This is a genomic window from Xanthomonas citri pv. citri (assembly GCF_000961215.1).
Classification (GTDB): domain Bacteria; phylum Pseudomonadota; class Gammaproteobacteria; order Xanthomonadales; family Xanthomonadaceae; genus Xanthomonas; species Xanthomonas cissicola.
On sequence record NZ_CP008998.1, the window covers coordinates 2,713,578 to 2,730,325 of the forward strand.

Consider the following 16,748-nt stretch of genomic DNA (forward strand, 5'->3'; position numbering starts at 1 on the left):
ACTTGATCTTCGCGCCGCCATGGCGCTGGACTGAAAGCGACATCACGCCGCGTATCGACGGAAGTCAAGCGGAGTTTGCGAAGGTAGGTGCGGAGCCGGATGCTCCGTTGTCTACATGGGGCATGCAGACGAACGTACGCAACGCCGGCCAGCACCATCGCGCAGTGCCAGCTAGAATTGGCCCATGACTGAATTCATCCCTGCCGGCACGCTGTACCACGCCCTGCCCTCGCCATTTCCGATGAAACGCGGTGGCGTGCTGCATCAGGCACGCGTGGCGTACGAGACCTGGGGCACGCTGGCCGCAGATCGCAGCAACGCGATCCTGATCGTCACCGGCCTGTCGCCCAATGCGCACGCAGCGGCAAACCAGGCCAACCCCGAGCCGGGCTGGTGGGAAGCAATGCTAGGGCCGGGCAAGCCGATCGATACCGCACGCTGGTTCGTGGTCTGCGTCAATTCGTTAGGCAGTTGCAAGGGCTCGACCGGGCCGGCCTCGGTAAACCCAGACACCGGCGCGCCGTATCGCCTCAGCTTTCCGGACCTGTCGATCGAAGACGTGGCCGATGCCGCAGCCGACGTGGTTCACGCGTTGGGCATCGCGCAGCTGGCTTGCCTGATCGGCAACTCGATGGGCGGCATGACCGCGCTGGCGCTGTTGCTGCGCCATCCCGGCATCGCGCGCAGCCATATCAATATTTCCGGCAGCGCGCAGGCATTGCCGTTTTCGATCGCGATACGCTCGTTGCAACGCGAGGCGATCCGGCTGGATCCACACTGGAACGGCGGCCACTACGACGATGTGCGCTACCCGGAATCGGGCATGCGCATGGCGCGCAAACTCGGCGTGATCACGTATCGTTCGGCGCTGGAATGGGACGGCCGTTTCGGCCGCGTGCGGCTGGATTCCGAGCAGGCAGCCGATGATCCGTTCGGGCTCGAATTCCAGGTGGAAAGCTATCTGGAAGGCCACGCGCGCCGCTTCGTGCGTTTTTTCGACCCAAACTGCTATCTGTATCTGAGCCGCTCGATGGACTGGTTCGACCTGGCCGAGTATGTCGAGGAAAGACCGGTTGCCGGCTCTGCCATCGACAATGCCCGTGCAGATGCACGGCCCGCTTCCGCCAAGCCACAGACCGGCGTCTCGACCGCCGACACCGTGCTTGCCGGCCTGGCACGTATCCGCATCGCGCGTGCGCTGGCGATCGGCGCCAACACCGACATCCTGTTCCCGGTGCAGCAGCAGGAACAGATCGCCGACGGCCTGCGCGCCGGCGGCGCCGATGCGCAATTCATCGGCCTGGATTCGCCGCAAGGCCACGACGCGTTCCTGGTCGATTTCGCCCGGTTCGGCCCAGCGGTGAGCGACTTTTTGCAGGACTGTTGAGCTCCTTGAAGCTCGCTCTGCGCTGCCGAATATCGGCCGATGTTGCTGCAATACGGTAACCATCACCGCTGTTTTGCCGGCTGAGCAATTGGTGCGTGATACGCGCGCAGACCGCACCGGCAAGCCACGCCATCCAACAGAGCGATGCGAATGCGCTATCAGGGACGTCTCAGCGACTGGAATGATCACAAGGGCTTTGGCTTCGTCACGCCCCATGGTGGTGGCGACCGTGCATTCGTCCATATCAGCGCATTTGCACAGCAGACGCGTCGCCCGCGCGATGGGGAGATCATCACGTATGCAATCGAACGCGATGCGCACAAGCGCCTGAATGCCACGCAAGTGCGTTGGGCAGACCGTACCACCGCCGCCAGAACCGAACAACGTCGCAGCGGGTTGCCGCGCAAGACGCTGGCTGCGGTGTCGATGCTCGCCTTGGCGGCGGCCACGCTGATGCACGTGCTACCGGTGATCGTCCCGCTCTGGTACGCGGCGGCCAGCCTGGTCACGCTGCTGATCTATGCGATGGACAAATCGGCCGCGCAACGCAATCAATGGCGCACACCCGAATCCAGCTTGCACCTGCTGGCGCTGATCGGTGGCTGGCCAGGTGCATTGCTGGCGCAGGAAATCCACCGGCACAAATGCAGCAAGGCGGCGTTTCAGCTGACGTTCTGGCTCACGGTTGCGTTGAATGTCAGCGCACTGGTACTGGCAGTGACCGAGACCGACCTGATGGCCACGCTTCCGGCGGTGTTTGATTGAACGCGATCAACAACGTGTGGTCAGGTGATCAACGCGCATCCCGTGACCACGTTCGAGGACCGCAGCGATTGACTACGCGTTCTGATCGAGCAGCTCCAGCGTTCCTTCACGCATCCGGTAATGCCGTTGCACGACACCGGGCGGTAGCGCGTCGTGGGTGATCATCGCCAGCGAGCGTTCGCCGAGTGCGGCGGCCAGGTCGCGCAGCAGCGCGTCGGCGGTATCCACGTCCAGACCATCGGTGGGTTCGTCGAGCAATAGGATCGGGGCATCGCGCAGCAGTGCCCGCGCGAGGGCGAGCCGGCGCGCCTGGCCGGCAGACAGCGTGGCGCCGTTTTCACCGACCCAGGTGTCCAGGCCGTCGTTCGCGCTCGCCCACGCGCCCAGGCGCACCTGCTCGAGCACCTGCCACAACGCGGCATCGTCGGCAGTCGCGTCGCCGATGAGCAGGTTGTCGCGCACGCTGCCGGCAAACACCGGCGCGTTCTGGGGCAGCCAGGCGATACGCTGGTACCATTGCGCCTGTGCGACGTGACGCAGGTCGATGCCGGCGTAGCGCAGCTGCCCGGCCTGCGGATCCCACAGCCGCAGCAACAACGCCGACAATGTGCTTTTACCGCTGCCGCTGTCGCCGCTGATGGCGATGCGCTCGCCCGGCGCCAGGGTCAGATCGAGCGCATGCAGCACCGGGCGCACGCTACCGGGCCAGGCAAACGACACCTGCTGCAATTGCAGCGTGCCGGTGCGCGGCACGTCGATTGCGTGCGCCGGATCGCTCACCGATGGCGCTTGATCGACGATGGCCTGCAGGCGCCCGGCGGCAACGCGTGCGCTTTGCAGCGCCTGCAACGCCAGCCCGGCACCGGCCCAGACTTCCAGCAACGCCATGGTCAAAAACACCAACCCCGCAGCAAGCTCGGCGGCGATCAGCCCGCGTTCGGCCGCGCCAAGTGCCAGCCACAGCATGCCGGCCAGCCCCAGCCCGCCGCAGAGCGCATGCAGCAGGTTGCCGGTGATCAGCCGTCTGCGCTGGATGTGATCGCCGCCGGTGACGGCGGCAGCGGCGGCGTCGCTGCGCTGCAGCCAGGCGCCCTGCGCATGCACCGCAGCAAGGTCGGCCGCGCCCTCCAGGCCTTCGAAGGCCTGCGTGCGCAAGGTGGTGCGCTGCTGCGCACGCAACTGCTCGCGCTGCGCGCCGCCGCGTGCCACCTGCCACGGCACCAGCCCACCGATCAGCACGCCGAGCACCAACAACAAGCATGCAGCGGGAAGATAGATCAGTGCAGCAGCGACGACACCGCCTAGCCAGATGCCGAGCAACGCGGCCAGCGGTGCCAATGCGCGCACGCTGAGGCCGTCGACCTCGCCGATGTCGGACATCAGCCGCGCCAGCAGATCGCCGGTGCGGGTGGCCGACAATCGCCCGGGTGCCAGCGGTAAGGCGCGACGAAAGAACCACACCCGCAGATCGCGGGCGATGCGCAAGGTGGCATCGTGCCCGATCAACTTTTCGCCGTAGCGCGACACGATACGCGCGAAGGTCAAGGCGCGAATGCCGGCCGACGGCGAGAAGAAATTGAAGCCGGTCCCCATACCGGCAACGCCTGCCAGCGCAGCGGCGGTCAGGAAGCTGCCGGACAAGCCCAGCAGGCCGACACCGGCAAGCATGGTGACCAGCACCAGCACTGCCGACAACAGCAGGCGCCAGGCATGCCGACCGAACACATCGCGCAGACGATCAGGCTGGGCGCGGCTCATGGTGCCTCCAGCGTGACCGTCGCGCCGCGCAGATCGATCACCGTGTCGGCCCAACGCATCACCGCAGCGCTGTGCGTCGCCAAAACGACCGCACGGCCGCGCGCAAAGATGCCCAGCGTACGCAGCAATTCCGCTTCGGTGTCCGGGTCGAGAAAGGCGGTGGGTTCGTCCAGCAGCAACACATCCGGCTCGCGCAACAACAACCGCGCCAACGCCACGCGGCGGGCTTCGCCACCGGACAAACCCAAGCCACGCTCGCCGATCACCGTGTCCAGGCCGGCCGGCAAGTGCGCGGCAAAGCGCAGCACTTGCGCCGCCTCGGCCACCGCGTGCAGGCGCGCATCGTTGGCCTGCGGGTCGGCCAGGCGCAGGTTGTCGGCGATGCTGCCGTGAAACAGGTAGGGCCGCTGCGTGGCATATCCAATGCGCGCACCCGGGTGCACGGCCACGCTGCCCGCCTCGGGTGCAAGCCAACCAGCGAGTCCTTCCAACAGCGTGCTCTTGCCGCTGCCGCTGGCACCGATCACCGCAACACGCTGCCCGGGCTCCAGCGTCAACGCAAACTCCTTGACCACCACCTGCGGCGCGCCGGCAGGACGCAGCGCCAATCCACGTGCCTGCAACAAGGGCGCATGCGCGTGTGCCGGCTCCAGGGCACGTGCGGGTGGCGCACCGGTGTCTGCAACAGCAGGCGGCTGGAAACCCTGCAGCAACCGCTCGGCCTCGGCCACTGCAGCCAAGGCGTTTGCGCGGTCATGGTAATGCGCGGCCAAGCGCCGCAGGGGCGCGAAGAATTCCGGCGCCAGCAAAAGGCAGAACATGCCCGCGCCCAGCGACGGCATACCGTGCAGATGGAGCATGCCCAAATAACTCAAACCGAAGTACAGCGCCACGATCGCCACGCTGACGGAGGCAAAAAATTCCAGCACGGTCGACGACAGGAATGCGATGCGCAACACTTTCAGCGAGCGCTCGCGCACGCCCTCGGCAGCGGCGGCAATGCCCTGCAACTCAGCCTGGCCGCGGCCATACACGCGCAGCAATCCCAGGCCCTTGAGGCGATCGGCAAAATGCCCACCCATGCGCGCCAACTCGCCGAGTTGTTCGCGCCCTGCGGCCTCGGCGCCCCACCCCACCAGCATCATGAAGAACGGAATCAGCGGCGCAGTAAGCAGCAACACCAGCCCGACCACCCAATCGACCGGAAACACCGCGATCAGGATCAGCGGCGGCACCAGCAACATTTCGATGCGCGCGAGCTGGTAGCCGACGAAATAGCCTTCCAGTGCATCGGTATGCGCCAGGCTCAATTCGCCCAGTTCGCCGCTGCGCTGCCGGCGCAACCATAGCGGTCCGTGCTGCACCAGGCGTCTGGCAATGCGCGCGCGCAGTTCGCGTTTGGCCACGTCGGCCGCTTCACCGGTCAGCGATTGCGCCCAGGCGTTGAGTAGCGCGCGCCCGATCAGCGCCAGCAGCAAGCCCGCGCCTACGTTGCGCAATTGCGCCAACGCCAGGTGCTGCACCAGCACCGCCTGTACCAGCCAGGCGATCGCAGCCGATTGCACGAGCAGCAACACACCCGACAACGCCACCGCAACCCCGGCAAGCCGCCGCGCACGCGTGGCAGATGCGGCAAGCGCATCCAGCCAGTGGCCGCGTTGACGGCGCCGGGCGGGCGTTTCGCTGGCTTGCACGCTGGGCTGGCTCACGTCGCTCTTCTGAAGACTGCGCATTGCACGCGATTGTAAGTCGCCGCCTCCCGGTCGGGGGATAGACAGTGTGACGCACCTGTCCAGGGCCGCATTGATTTGGATCAACGCGGCCGGCGCGATCGCGGCAGATGATCGCCACATTCCTTACCGACCCTCAACCAGGCCACCCGCCATGATCGACTCGACAGTTGTCGAATTGTCGCGGCTGCAGTTCGCAGTCACCGCGATGTACCACTTCATCTTTCCGCCGCTCACCATGGGTCTGTCGTTCCTGCTGGGCATCATGGAAAGCGTCTACGTCATGACCGGCAAGCAGATCTGGCGGCGCATGACCATGTTCTGGGGCGTGCTGTTCGGCATCAACTTCGCCATGGGTGTCGGCACCGGCATCGTGATGGAGTTCGAGTTCGGCATGAACTGGTCGTACTACAGCCATTACGTGGGCGACATCTTCGGTGCCCCGCTGGCGATCGAGGGACTGATGGCGTTCTTTCTGGAAGCCACCTTTTTGGGCCTGTTCTTTCTTGGCTGGAATCGCCTGAGCAAGGTGCAGCACCTGGTCACCACCTGGCTGGTGGCGCTGGGCAGCAACTTCTCCGCGTTATGGATCCTGATCGCCAACGGCTGGATGCAGAATCCGGCCGGCGCGGTATTCAACCCGGACACCATGCGCATGGAAGTGGTGGATTTCGTGGCGGTGCTGTTCAACCCGGTGGCGCAAGCCAAGTTCGTGCATACCGTCAGCGCAGGCTACGTGCTGGGCGCGGTGTTCGTGATGTCGATCAGTGCGTTTTATCTATTGCGCGGCAAGCATATTGAAATGGCGCGGCGTTCGTTTGCGGTGGCCGCAGCGTTCGGTCTGCTGTCGTCGCTGTCGGTGGTGGTGCTGGGCGACGAGAGCGGCTACGCCGCCAGTGAACACCAGAAGATGAAACTGGCCGCCATCGAAGCGATGTGGGAAACCGAAGCTGCGCCGGCCGACTTCACCGCGTTCGGCATTCCGAACCAGACCACCCATCGCAACGATTACGCCATCAAGATTCCGTACCTGATGGGATTGATCGCCACGCGTTCGCTGGACGAGCCAATTCCAGGCATTCTCGAATTGGTGGGCCGTGCCGAACACCGCATCCGCGGCGGTCAAATCGCCTACGGCGCACTGCAACGCATCCGCGCCGACAGGAACGATGCCCAAGCGCGCAAGGTTTTCGATGCGCATTGGCAGGACCTGGGCCACGGCCTGCTGCTCAAGCGCTACCGCGACGATATCGGCAATGCAACGCCGGAGCAGATTGCCCAGGCCGCGATGGACACCGTGCCGCGCGTGCTGCCGCTGTTCTGGACCTTCCGCATCATGGCCGCCATCGGCATGTATCTCATCGCGTTTTTCGCTGTCGCCTTCTGGCTTGCCTGCAAGCACAACTTCCAGGAAAAACGCTGGTTCCTGACCTTGGCCCTGTGGACGTTGCCGCTGCCCTGGATCGCGATCGAATGCGGTTGGTTCGTTGCCGAATACGGCCGCCAGCCGTGGGCGGTGGAAGGCGTGCTGCCCACGTTCTACGCCGCTTCCGGGCTGGATCTGTACGAGATCGTGCTGACGCTGGTGGGCTTCACCGCGCTGTACACCACGCTACTGGTGATTGCGATCAAGTTGTCGCTGAAGACCATCAACAAGGGCCCGGATGTGCTGTTCCCGCCGATGCTGCCCAACGCATCGCCCGCCGCCCTGCAAGACCATGCCCCGTCGCGTCACGCACCGCTGAGTCCCGGTGCCGTGGCCGGCAGCGCACCGTAAGCGAAGGAGAAACATCATGGATTTCGTATTGCTCGATTACACAACCCTGCGCGTGATCTGGTGGCTGCTGCTCGGCGTGCTGCTGTCCGGTTACGCGGTGATGGGCGGCTTCGATCTTGGCGTGGGCGCGCTGCTGCCGTTCGTCGCCAACAACGATGCCGAACGCCGGCTGGTGATCAATACCGTCGGCCCGGTCTGGGAAGGCAACCAGGTGTGGTTGATCCTGGGCGGCGGCGCGATCTTTGCAGCGTTCCCGCCGTTGTACGCAGTGAGTTTCTCCGGGTTTTATCTGGCGATGTTCCTGATCCTGTTCGCGCTGATCCTGCGCCCGGTCGGTTTCAAGTTCCGCGGCAAGCTGGCGAGTGCACGCTGGCGCAGCAATTGGGACTGGGCGTTGTTCGTCGGCGGTTTCATTCCGGCACTGATCATGGGCGTGGCGGTCGGCAATGTGCTGCTGGGGGTGCCGTTCCATTTCGACGACAGCATGCGCACGTTCTACACCGGCAACCTGTTGGGGCTGCTGACGCCGTTCGCGTTGCTCGCCGGCTTGCTCAGCGTGGCGATGCTGCTGGCGCATGGCGCCGCGATGCTGGTGCTCAAGACCGATGGCCCGGTGGCCGCGCGCGCGGCGCGGTTCGGCAGCAGCGCTGCGCTGTGTGCGCTGGCACTGTTTGCAGCGGGCGGCGCATGGGTGGCGCTGGGTCTGCCCGGCTATGCGGTGACATCGTTGCTGGCGACCGACGCGGCCACCAACCCGCTCGGCAAGACCGCTGCGCTCACCGCCGCGGGCGGCTGGTTGCACAACTACAGCAGCATGCCGGCCACGTTGATGGCGCCGCTGGTGGGCCTGGTCGGGCTTGCGATGAGCGCGGTGTTGTTACGCGTGCGCCGCGGTGGCCTGGCCTTCATCGCCTCCGGCAGCGCCATCGTCGGCATCGTGTTCACGGTGGGCTTTGCGTTGTTTCCGTTCCTGCTGCCCTCCTCCGCGGCGCCAAGCATGAGCCTGACGTTGTGGGATGCATCCAGCAGCCGTCTGACGTTGTGGATCATGTTGCTGGCCACTGCCGTGTTCATGCCGATCGTGCTGGCGTACACCAGCTGGGTATATCGCGTGCTCAAGGGCAAGGTCACCGACGATGCGGTCACGGCCAATCCCAACGCGTACTGAGCGCCGCGGCAGCGATCGCAATGCCTGCGCTGCCGTTGACGCACCGCGCGCGCCCATCTTTTTCAACGATTCGAGGAGCACACCAATGTGGTATTTCGCATGGATACTCGGCACCGGCCTGGCGGCATTGGCCGCGGTGCTCAACGGCATGTGGTTCGAAGCACGCGAGCCCGAGCGTGGCGAACCGTCTCAGTAAAATAATTTCATCAGATGCTTGCCGATTCCCCATTCCCTATGTAACATACGCGGCTCCTTCGGGGTGTAGCTCAGTCTGGTAGAGCGCTACGTTCGGGACGTAGAGGTCGCAGGTTCGAATCCTGTCTCCCCGACCAGTTTCAAAACACAAAACCGGCCTCGTGCCGGTTTTGTGTTTTCAGGCGTCGTTGCACGCACGTGCGCGACGCGGATGGTCTGTCATGTCCGTTGTCACTGCCGCGTCTTCTTCGTCCGCCCAGTTGCGTGGCCGCGGCCTGGTGCTGTCCGCGATCTTGCTGTCCGCATTCAACCTGCGCACCGCGGTGACGTCGCTGACGCCGCTGCTGGAACGCATCGCCGACGAGTACGCCTTCGGCGCGCCCACCATGGGTGCGCTCGGCATGTTGCCGACCGCAGCCTTCGCACTCACTGGCGTGGCGACGCCCGCGTTGCTGCGCCGTTTCGGCTTGCTGCGCGTGGCCCTGTTGTCGATGGCGCTGGCCACGCTTGGGTTGGTCCTGCGCCCGCTGCTGCCGGGCACCGCCGGGTTGCTGGTCGGCTCGCTGGTGGCGTTGGCCGGCATGGGTATGGGCAACGTGGTGCTGCCGCCGCTGGTGAAGCGCTACTTCGGCGACCGCGTGGGCCGTGTCAGCACGCTGTACATCACCGTGCTGCAGGTCGGCACGCTGCTGCCGGCGCTGCTGGCAGTGCCGGTGGCAGATGCGCTGGGTTGGCGCAGTTCGATGGTGGTGTGGGTGCTGCCGGCTCTGCTGGCATCGGCGGCGTGGGCACTTGTGCACGCCAGCCACCGGCGTATCCGCGCCACCGGCCCGGCACCGGTGACCCCAACCCCCGAGGCCGAAGGCCGCGTCGCGCGTACCGCGCTGGGTTGGAGCATGGCGGTGACCTTCGGCATGACCTCGCTGGTCACCTATTCCATGTTCACCTGGCTGCCGACGCTGCTGCGCGAAGCCGGCGCATCGCCTGCGTTCGGCGGCACCATGGTGGCGTTGTTCGCGGCATTGGGCATGGTCGGCGCGCTGACCATGCCGGCGCTGGCGGTGCGCATGCGTAACCCGTTTCCCATCGTGCTGCTATGCGCAGCCTGTCACCTTGTCGCGTTCGCCGGGCTGTGGTGGGCGCCGCTGGCCGCACCGGTCCTGTGGGTGACTTTGCTTGGACTGGGGCCGAGCACGTTTCCGCTGGCGTTGGTGTTGGTGAATCAGCGCAGCCGCACGGCGGCAGGTTCGGCCGCACTGTCCGGTTTCTCGCAGGGCGTGGGCTATGCGGTGAGCTGCCTGGGGCCATTCCTGTTCGGCTGGCTGCACGCGCACAGCGGCGGCTGGACTTCCCCGTTCGTGTTCCTGGTCATCTGCCTGCTGGTGCAACTGGCCGCCGCCTGGGTGGTCTGCCGCCCGCAGTTGCTGGAAGATGCGTGGGCGCCGCCGGCACGCGGTGCCCGCGCGCTCAACGTACCGGCAGACTGATGTAGCTGGGCTGCTCGGGGGACACGTACACCCGCTGCGTGGCCTTCTGATAATCGCCAGGCTTGGCGAAGAAGATATTGGGCACGTAGGTCTGCGGATTGCGGTCGTACAGCGGGAACAGGCTGGACTGCACCTGCACCATCACCCGATGGCCCGGCTGGAAGGTGTGGTTGGCGGTCGGCAAGCCGAACTGGAATGCCAGCGGCTGATTGGACGTCAGGGGTTTGGGCGTGCTGAAGCTCTCGCGGTAGCGGCCGCGGAAGATCGCCAGCGACACCGGCAACTCATAGCCGCCCATCTTCGGGTTCGACGCCATCTCCTCCGGATACACATCGATCAGCTTCACCACCCAATCGCTGTCGCTGCCGCTGGTGGAGGCCTGCAGATGCACGTCAGGCGCACCGGCGATCTGCAGCGGCTCGGTCAGCGGCTCGGTAACGAAGGTCAGCACGTCCGGGCGGCCATCGACAAAGCGCTGGTCGTGCACCAGCCAGGTGGTCCACATCGCGCGATCGGCAAAATCCACCGGGCGCGGCACGAACGGCACCGGCTTGGCCGGGTCGGACACGTACTCTTCAAATCCCGCCTGCCCGGCCACCGGCGGCTGGAACGACAGCTTGCCGCCGGCTTGCAGATACAGCGGCTTGCTGGTCGCCGCACAGCCCTTGTCGCAACTGCGCGGCCAAGCCTTGAGCCGATCCCAGTGGTTTTCGCCGGTGTTGTAGATGAACACTGGCGGCGTGTCTGCCTTGGGTGCGCCATCGACCAGGTACTGATCGAAGAACGGGCGCAGCACGTCATGGCGGAACTGGCGCGCGGTATCGCCTTCGAAATTCAGCGCACCCAACGCACTGCCGTCGTAGTTCACCTGACTGTGGCGCCACGGGCCCATCACCAGGTAGTTGAGCGTATTGCGCTTGTCGCGCGGCTCCATCGCCGCGTAGCTGTGGATCGCACCCCACATGTCTTCCTGATCCCACAGGCCTTGCAGCCACATCGTGGGCACCTTCAGCGGCGTGCGCGCCATCACCTTGTCGAGCGCCTGCTCCTGCCAGAACGCGTCATAGGCGGCGTGTTCGGTGAGCTTGTGCCACCACGGCAACTGCTCCAGGCCTGCGGCCTTGGCGAAGTCGCCGGCCGAGCCGGCCTGCAGGAAATTGCTGTAATCGTCGTGCCCCTGACGCGCGATGCCGGCGCCCTTGCCGCGCTTGCTGAGCTGGCCGGTGAAGTAATCGAAATTGACCTGGCGGAACGCACCGTAATTGAACCAGTCGTCGCCCATCCAGCCGTCGATCATCGGGCTTTCCGGCACCGCCACCTTCAACGCGGGATGCGGGTTGGTCAGCGCCATCACCACGGTGAACCCTTCGTAGGACGAGCCGATCATGCCGACCTTGCCATTGGATTCGCTGACGTTCTTCACCAGCCAATCGATGGTGTCCCAGGCATCGGTGGCATGGTCGACTTCGCTGGGATTGAGCGGCCCGCGCAGCGGACGCGTCATCACGTAATCGCCTTCGGAACCGTATTTGCCGCGCACGTCCTGAAACACGCGGATGTAGCCGCCTTCCACGAAGACGTCGTCGCCGGCAGACAGCAGGTCCTTCATATGCGGCGAAGCCAGCCGTTCGGTGCGGCCACTTGCGTCGTAGGGCGTGCGTGTCAGCACGATCGGTGCGTTCTTGGCGCCCTTCGGCAGCACGATCACCGTGTGCAGCTTGACCCCATCGCGCATCGGAATCATCACCTCGCGCTTGATGTAGTCGTTGCTCGCATCGGCAGCCACGAACGGCTTGCCGGTGATGTCCGGCGTCATCGGAGAGGTTTGCGCCCAGGCGCTGCCGCTGGCGGCGGCGATGGCGGTGGCGAGCAGGCAGGTGGCAAGGCGGCGCATGGACGACTCCGGAAGTGCGGGGGCAGTCGTCGACTGTAAGCAGGAGCGGGCTGCCGGGGGAGTGTCAAAGGTCGTGGTTGCCGCGGTAGGTGGCGCAGTGGCGGTGGGATGGTGGGCGACCAGGTGCTCAGGCCTGATGCGCGGTGTCGGCTGCTGGATACATGCGCGGCAGCTTGTGTTCGTCAGCAGCACACGCCAGACAACACGCGACCGCGCATCGCTCGACTAGCGCTTCCCTGGCCTGTCAACGCTCGTGGAAGGCCGCCCCACTGCAGGGCTGCTGTTGTGGTGCTGGCGAAGGTGCAGATGGATGCAACGCGCGCAAACCGGCGAGCGTGGTGTTGCGCCTTTACCGATCAGTGTCGAACCTGCCCTTCGCCGCGCACCACGAAGCGCTCGACGGTGAGCGCTTCCAGGCCCATGGGGCCATACGAATGCAGGCGCGTGGTGGAGATGCCGATCTCCGCGCCCAGGCCCAGTTCACCGCCATCGGAAAACCGCGAGGAGGCGTTCACCATCACCACCGCCGAGCGTAGCGCCTGCACGAAGCGCTCGGCGTTGTCGGCATCCTGCGTGGCGATGACTTCGGTGTGGTCCGAGCCGTGCTGGCGGATGTGCGCCAGCGCCGTGTCCAGATCCGGTACCACGCGGATGGCCAGGATCAGGTCGAGAAATTCCGCGGCATAGTCGTCGTCGCTGGCAGGCGCGATCTCGGGCAGCACCGCGCGCGTCGCCGCATCGCCACGCAGTTCCACCTTGCGTTCGCGCAATGCCTGCGCCGCAAGCGGGAGAAAGCGCTCGGCGATGTCTGCATGCACCAGCAAGGTCTCCAGCGAATTACAGGCGGCCGGCCGCGTCGCCTTGCCATCGATCAACAGACGTAGTGCAAGCGCCAGGTCCGCCGACGCATCCACAAACAGATGGCACACACCCTTGTAGTGCTTGATCACCGGCACGCGCGCGTGCTCGGCGACAAACCGGATCAGGCCTTCGCCACCGCGCGGAATCGCCAGATCGACGATATCGTTGAGCTGCAGCAGCTCCAGCATGGTCTCGCGGCGCAGATCCTCGACCAGGGTCAGCGCCGCTTCCGGCACATTGGCTTCGCGCAAGGCGCCCTGCAGTGCGCGCGCAATGGCGGTATTGGAATGGATCGCCTCCGAGCCACCGCGCAAGATCACGCCATTGCCGGCCTTGATGCACAGCGCGGCAGCGTCTGCCGTGACGTTGGGCCGCGCCTCGTAAATCATCGCGATCACGCCCAGCGGCACACGCATCTTCTGCACGCGAATCCCGTTGGGGCGCACCTCTTGGCGGGTGATCTGGCCCACCGGGTCGGGCAGCTGCGCCACTTCGCGCAATGCGGCCGCGATACCGGCCATGCGCTTGTCGTCCAGCGCCAGCCGATCGAGCATGGCACTGCCGGTGCCCTTGGCACGCGCGGCCTCCAGATCGCGCGCATTGGCGGCCAGAATCGCCGCGGCATCGGTTTCCAGCGCGGCAGCCATCGCCTCCAGCAAAGCGTGCTTGGCCTGTGCAGACAATTGCGACACCACCTGCGCGGCGTCACGGCATTGCAGAGCGAGCGTTTTGATGGTCATTGGAGAATCGGGAGTGGGGAATCGGGAATGGTAAAAGCACGCGGCATCACTTTACTGCGACAGAATCGGCGCTGGGAAACGCTCGGTGCGAAGCTTTTGCGATTCTCCATTCCCGATTCTCCACTCCCCGCTACAACACCACCAAATCATCGCGATGCACCACGTTTTCGCCGTAACTGTAGCCGAGCACGTTCTCGATCTCGCGCGAATGGCGGCCTGCGATACGACGGATATCCAGGGCCGAATACTGGCTGACGCCGCGTGCCAGACACTGTCCGTCGCCCGTGGTATCGCGCCGACGGATCTCCACCATGTCGCCGCGACGGAAATCGCCCTGCGCGCCGGCCACCCCGCCTGGCAACAGCGAAGCGCCCTTGCCGGTCAAGGCCGCTGCGGCGCCGTCGTCGATGAGGATCGCGCCCGCTTCCACCGGTGCGTGCCGCAGCCAGTATTTTCGCGCAGCGATGCGCGTGCGTGCGGCGTGGATCCGCGTGCCACGCAGGCGGTCCAGCGCCAGGGCGCGCACCACCTCGCCACTTCGGCCGTTGAACAGATAGGTTTCGATGCCGGCCGCGCCGGCCTTTGCAGCGGCTTCCAGTTTGGTGCGCATGCCTCCGGTACCCACATTGCTACCGCTGCCGCCGGCCATCGCCAGCACCTCCGGAGTGAGCTCGGGCACATCGTCGAGCGGGCGCGCCAACGGGTTGCTGCGTGGGTCGGCGCTATACAAGCCATCGATATCGGTGGCGATAAACAACGCGTCGGCATCGACCAGCGCAGCCACGATCGCAGCCAGGTTGTCGTTATCGCCCAGCTTCAACTCATCCACCGAGACGGTATCGTTTTCGTTGATCACCGGCAGCGCGCCCAGCCGCAGCAACTCGCCCAAGGTGGCACGCGCATTGAGGTAGCGGCGACGGTTGCGCAGGTCGTCATGCGTGAGCAGTACCTGCGCCACCGGTCGCTCGAAAAAGCGCTGCCACAACGCAATCAACTGCGCCTGGCCCAAGGCGGCCAGTGCCTGCCGTGCCGCGATCGGTGCGCCGACATCCATCGCTTTGGGCAGGATGGCACGGCCGGCGGCCACCGCGCCCGACGACACGATCACCAGCTCGCGCCCGGCTGCCAGATTGGCGGAGACGAACTGCGCCAGACCGAGCGCGAAGCGCGGGGACAGCCCCCCCCCATCGGCGGCGAGCAGGCTGCTGCCGACCTTGAGCACCGCACGGCGCCATGGCGGCAATGCCTGCTCGGTAAAGGGCGACGACGTGCTGGCAGGCGTGCTCATGGCAATGACGTCCTCAGTGCGTGTTCCACTCATACACGGTCAGTGCAGAGGCATCGCGCAGCACCAGCGGGTCACGCGCAACGATCTGCTGGGCGTCTTCGAGGGTGGCCACGTTGACCAGCACATACGCCCCACCGCTGCGATCGCTGAAACCACCGGTCAGCTCAAGCTGCCCGGCGGCGCGCAACGCATCGAGAAAGTCCAGATGCGGCTGCACCACATCGGCGGGAAACCCCGGCTTGCGCAGCGCAAGCACCAGGTAACGGGTCGTCATGCGCGCAGCGCCTGCCAGCGCGCCTGCAGCACATCCAGCTGCAGGTCGGCTGCCGCACCGGGCGAGACGCGCGCAGCCAGGCTGCCTTCCGGCGTGCGTCCCTGCCCTGCGGTCTCGGAGGCTTGCGCTGCCGCCTTGTAGGCCTCGCGGAACGGCACGCCGGCCACGGCGGCTTCCACTGCCACGTCGGTGGCGTACATACCCGAATCGATGGCTGCGCGCAGTTTATCGGGGCGCCATTCCAGATTGGCCAACAAGGCCGGCAACAGTTCCAGCGCCGCAAGTCCGCGGCCAAAGCCGTGCACGATCGCGCCCTTGCTACTTTGAAGATCGCGGTGATAACCCGACGGCAGCGACAGCAGCTGTTCGATCTCGGTGCGCGCTGCCGCCACGCTGGCATGCGTTGCGCGCATCAGCTCGATCACGTCCGGGTTGCGCTTGTTCGGCATGATCGAACTGCCGGTGGTGTATTGCGCCGGCAAAGCGACAAACGCGAATTCGCCGCTGGTGAACAGCGACAGATCCCAGGCGATGCGGCGCAGATCCAGCGTGGCGCTGCCCAGCGCTTCGAGCGCGGCCAGTTCGTATTTGCCGCGCGAAAGCTGGGCATAGATCGGCGAGACCAACAGGCGTGCAAACCCCAGTTCGGCGGTGGTATGCGCACGATCCAGCGGCAGATTCACGCCATAGCCCGCGGCCGTGCCGAGCGGATTGCTGTCGACCAAGTGGACGGTGTCACCGGCGCGCACGGCATTGTCGATGAAGGCTTCCGCCCAGCCCGCCCACCACATGCCGGCCGACGACACCACCGCACGCTGGATGTGCGTGTAGCCCGGCACTGGCAGCTCGGCCTCGGCCTGTGCGCGCTCCAACGCCACCTCGGCGATCTCCGCGCTGAGCGTGGCCACGCGCTGCAGCTTGTCCTTCAACCACAAGCGGGTGGCGACCAGAATCTGGTCGTTACGGCTGCGGCCGGTGTGGATCTTGCGGCCTGCATCGCCCAGACGCTCGGTCAATCGCGCTTCGATGGCCGAGTGGCAATCCTCGTATTGCGCATCGAGCACGAATGCGCCGCTGCGGAAGTCGGCCGCCAGCAGATCGAGCTGCTCACTCAAGCCACCCAGCTCCTGCAACGACAAGATGCCGATATGCTGCAGCCCCTGCGCATGCGCCTTGCTGGCGGCGATGTCGTACAGGAAGAATTCGCGATCCAGGATCACATCGTCGCCGGCAAGGAAACTCTGGATCTTGGCGTCCACGGCAACGCCAGGTTTTTGCCACAACAGATTGGTCATCGGAAAGCGTCTCGAGTAAGTCGTCCAGTTTCGATCCCCGCACATGGATGTGCGGGCTGTTGCGAGGGACCCGCATCGTTAAATCCCTGCACAGGGATGTGCGGGCTGTTGCGAGGGACTCGCATCGTT

At 65.5% G+C, this 16,748-nt stretch carries 13 protein-coding genes and 1 tRNA gene; 7 read left to right on the plus strand and 7 right to left on the minus strand.

Going from position 1 to position 16,748, the window contains the following annotated elements:
• The first annotated feature begins 184 nt into the window (after nucleotides 1–184).
• Complete coding sequence (gene metX, locus AMD14_RS12320; protein WP_003486990.1) at nucleotides 185–1,387, plus strand: homoserine O-acetyltransferase MetX; 1,203 nt, start codon at nucleotides 185–187, stop codon at nucleotides 1,385–1,387.
• 150 nt (nucleotides 1,388–1,537) lie between these two features.
• Nucleotides 1,538–2,152, plus strand: a complete 615-nt coding sequence (locus AMD14_RS12325; protein ID WP_015463280.1) for a DUF1294 domain-containing protein — start codon at nucleotides 1,538–1,540, stop codon at nucleotides 2,150–2,152.
• Between the two features lie 72 nt (nucleotides 2,153–2,224).
• Here the strand turns inward: AMD14_RS12325 and cydC are convergent, their stop codons facing one another.
• Together cydC and cydD are read right to left on the minus strand one after the other, a co-directional pair.
• Nucleotides 2,225–3,910, minus strand: a complete 1,686-nt coding sequence (gene cydC / locus AMD14_RS12330; RefSeq protein WP_011051517.1) for a thiol reductant ABC exporter subunit CydC — start codon at nucleotides 3,908–3,910, stop codon at nucleotides 2,225–2,227.
• A complete protein-coding gene (gene cydD / locus AMD14_RS12335) occupies nucleotides 3,907–5,643 on the minus strand; it encodes a thiol reductant ABC exporter subunit CydD (RefSeq protein WP_015463281.1) in 1,737 nt (578 codons plus the stop codon). The genes cydC and cydD overlap by 4 nt, the downstream gene beginning before the upstream one ends.
• A 151-nt stretch (nucleotides 5,644–5,794) precedes the next feature.
• On the opposite strand from cydD, the gene AMD14_RS12340 reads away from it, so the two are divergent.
• The 5 genes from AMD14_RS12340 to AMD14_RS12360 all read left to right on the plus strand — a co-directional run bounded on the left by AMD14_RS12340 (nucleotide 5,795) and on the right by AMD14_RS12360 (nucleotide 10,267).
• Nucleotides 5,795–7,417: a cytochrome ubiquinol oxidase subunit I gene (locus AMD14_RS12340; RefSeq protein WP_003486983.1), complete on the plus strand. Its 1,623-nt coding sequence runs from the start codon at nucleotides 5,795–5,797 to the stop codon at nucleotides 7,415–7,417.
• A 16-nt stretch (nucleotides 7,418–7,433) separates the two neighbouring features.
• The gene (cydB, locus tag AMD14_RS12345) at nucleotides 7,434–8,585 is read left to right on the plus strand and encodes a cytochrome d ubiquinol oxidase subunit II (RefSeq protein ID WP_011051519.1); all 1,152 of its coding nucleotides are present in this window, start codon (nucleotides 7,434–7,436) and stop codon (nucleotides 8,583–8,585) included.
• Between the two features lie 85 nt (nucleotides 8,586–8,670).
• On the plus strand, nucleotides 8,671–8,781 hold the full coding sequence (gene cydX, locus AMD14_RS12350) for a cytochrome bd-I oxidase subunit CydX (RefSeq protein ID WP_005922536.1): 111 nt from the start codon (nucleotides 8,671–8,673) through the stop codon (nucleotides 8,779–8,781).
• A 59-nt stretch (nucleotides 8,782–8,840) separates the two neighbouring features.
• Nucleotides 8,841–8,917 (plus strand) — tRNA-Pro (locus tag AMD14_RS12355).
• 123 nt (nucleotides 8,918–9,040) lie between these two features.
• Nucleotides 9,041–10,267, plus strand: coding sequence for a CynX/NimT family MFS transporter (locus AMD14_RS12360; protein ID WP_015463282.1), 1,227 nt, complete (start codon nucleotides 9,041–9,043; stop codon nucleotides 10,265–10,267).
• Here AMD14_RS12360 and AMD14_RS12365 read toward each other — a convergent pair.
• From AMD14_RS12365 to AMD14_RS12385, 5 genes are all read right to left on the minus strand, one after another.
• On the minus strand, nucleotides 10,248–12,161 hold the full coding sequence (locus tag AMD14_RS12365) for a CocE/NonD family hydrolase (RefSeq protein ID WP_011051520.1): 1,914 nt from the start codon (nucleotides 12,159–12,161) through the stop codon (nucleotides 10,248–10,250). The genes AMD14_RS12360 and AMD14_RS12365 overlap by 20 nt on opposite strands.
• A 356-nt stretch (nucleotides 12,162–12,517) precedes the next feature.
• Nucleotides 12,518–13,762 (minus strand): glutamate-5-semialdehyde dehydrogenase, encoded by a 1,245-nt coding sequence (locus AMD14_RS12370; RefSeq protein ID WP_011051521.1) that lies wholly within the window; start codon nucleotides 13,760–13,762, stop codon nucleotides 12,518–12,520.
• A 130-nt stretch (nucleotides 13,763–13,892) separates the two neighbouring features.
• Nucleotides 13,893–15,050: a glutamate 5-kinase gene (gene proB, locus AMD14_RS12375; protein ID WP_011051522.1), complete on the minus strand. Its 1,158-nt coding sequence runs from the start codon at nucleotides 15,048–15,050 to the stop codon at nucleotides 13,893–13,895.
• A 13-nt stretch (nucleotides 15,051–15,063) separates the two neighbouring features.
• Entirely contained in the window at nucleotides 15,064–15,324 is a 261-nt protein-coding gene (locus AMD14_RS12380; RefSeq protein WP_003486965.1) for a YciI family protein, read from the minus strand.
• Nucleotides 15,321–16,619, minus strand: coding sequence for an argininosuccinate lyase (locus AMD14_RS12385; protein ID WP_003486963.1), 1,299 nt, complete (start codon nucleotides 16,617–16,619; stop codon nucleotides 15,321–15,323). The genes AMD14_RS12380 and AMD14_RS12385 overlap by 4 nt, the downstream gene beginning before the upstream one ends.
• Between the last annotated feature and the right edge of the window lie 129 nt (nucleotides 16,620–16,748).

Coding starts and splice junctions, on each gene's coding strand:
- metX (WP_003486990.1), top strand. CDS start 185: ATGACTGAATTCATCCCTGCCGGCACGCTGTACCACGCCCTGCCCTCG.
- AMD14_RS12325 (WP_015463280.1), top strand. CDS start 1,538: ATGCGCTATCAGGGACGTCTCAGCGACTGGAATGATCACAAGGGCTTT.
- cydC (WP_011051517.1), bottom strand. CDS start 3,910: ATGAGCCGCGCCCAGCCTGATCGTCTGCGCGATGTGTTCGGTCGGCAT.
- cydD (WP_015463281.1), bottom strand. CDS start 5,643: ATGCGCAGTCTTCAGAAGAGCGACGTGAGCCAGCCCAGCGTGCAAGCC.
- AMD14_RS12340 (WP_003486983.1), top strand. CDS start 5,795: ATGATCGACTCGACAGTTGTCGAATTGTCGCGGCTGCAGTTCGCAGTC.
- cydB (WP_011051519.1), top strand. CDS start 7,434: ATGGATTTCGTATTGCTCGATTACACAACCCTGCGCGTGATCTGGTGG.
- cydX (WP_005922536.1), top strand. CDS start 8,671: ATGTGGTATTTCGCATGGATACTCGGCACCGGCCTGGCGGCATTGGCC.
- AMD14_RS12365 (WP_011051520.1), bottom strand. CDS start 12,161: ATGCGCCGCCTTGCCACCTGCCTGCTCGCCACCGCCATCGCCGCCGCC.
- AMD14_RS12370 (WP_011051521.1), bottom strand. CDS start 13,762: ATGACCATCAAAACGCTCGCTCTGCAATGCCGTGACGCCGCGCAGGTG.
- proB (WP_011051522.1), bottom strand. CDS start 15,050: ATGAGCACGCCTGCCAGCACGTCGTCGCCCTTTACCGAGCAGGCATTG.
- AMD14_RS12380 (WP_003486965.1), bottom strand. CDS start 15,324: ATGACGACCCGTTACCTGGTGCTTGCGCTGCGCAAGCCGGGGTTTCCC.
- AMD14_RS12385 (WP_003486963.1), bottom strand. CDS start 16,619: ATGACCAATCTGTTGTGGCAAAAACCTGGCGTTGCCGTGGACGCCAAG.